The organism is Streptomyces sp. NPDC001634 (assembly GCF_040298185.1).
Classification (GTDB): domain Bacteria; phylum Actinomycetota; class Actinomycetes; order Streptomycetales; family Streptomycetaceae; genus Streptomyces.
In genome coordinates this window covers 1-1,052 of record NZ_JBEOZU010000249.1, presented here as the reverse complement: position 1 = coordinate 1,052, position 1,052 = coordinate 1, and the positions used below count along the sequence as shown (strand labels likewise).

Sequence of the window (1,052 nt, the reverse complement as noted above, 5' to 3'; positions counted from 1 at the left end):
CGAATATGGCACCCAGCACAGCCCTATCTGCTGATGGCGAAGAAATGGACATTGATGAAGTTGAAATTGGCGACAAACTCTTAGTAAAAACCGGACGTCAAGTTCCTGTTGATGGTCGTATTTACCAAGGATCTGGCTATGTCAACGAAGCCAGTATCACAGGTGAATCACGTGAAATCAGAAAGGAAGCTGGTACCAAAGTTTTTGCAGGTTCTATCTTAGAAAACGGTACAATTTACGTAGAAGCAGAAAAAGTCGGCGAAGATACAACCTTTGGTAAAATTATTGAACTTGTCGAAGAAGCCTAAGATACCAAATCTCCTGCTGAGAAATTCATCGACCGCTTTGCTAAGTATTACACGCCAGCGGTACTTGTTATTGCAGCTATTACTTGGGTTTTTAGTCATAATCTAGAACTAGCCATCACGATTCTCGTACTTGGTTGCCCTGGTGCCCTCGTGATTGGTGCACCTGTTTCAAATGTTGCAGGAATCGGGAATGGTGCAAAAAGAGGCGTCCTTATCAAGGGAGGTGATGTTATGAATACCTTCAGTCACATTGATACGCTTCTGTTTGATAAGACGGGTACTCTGACGAAAGGCAATGCAGAAGTTGTTGTTGTCAAAAATTATGGTGCTTCAAAAGAATTGATTGATGCAGTTGCTTCAGCAGAAAATGAATCTGATCACCCATTAGCAACGGCAGTTGTACGCATGATCGGAAAATTCAATCCTATCAAATTTGAAAAAACGGACGTTGTTAAAGGACAGGGAATCATCGCAGACAACCTATTGATTGGTAATGAAAAAATGATGGTGGTTAATCATATTACGATTTCTCCCGAGCAGAAACAGGACATCACAGAAATCACTGATTCAGGTGCATCAGTTGTTTTGGTCGCAGCTGATAACAGATTGCAACTAATTTATGGTATTGCGGACGAAATACGTTCTGGTGTCAAAGAATCCCTCGAAGAACTACGCCACGAAGGTATTTCTCGTATGATTATGCTGACTGGAGACAACGAGACAACAGCTAAAGCAGTCGCCGCC

Annotated in this window: 1 protein-coding gene and 1 pseudogene; both read left to right on the top strand. The window is 42.2% G+C overall.

Annotated elements, in window-relative coordinates:
- Positions 1–308: P-type ATPase actuator domain-containing protein (locus ABT186_RS48270; RefSeq protein WP_502973571.1), on the top strand; the 308-nt coding region annotated here is incomplete at its 5' end.
- A gap of 18 nt (positions 309–326) precedes the next feature.
- Positions 327–1,052 (top strand): annotated as a pseudogene (locus tag ABT186_RS47855) (HAD-IC family P-type ATPase); the annotation flags it as partial.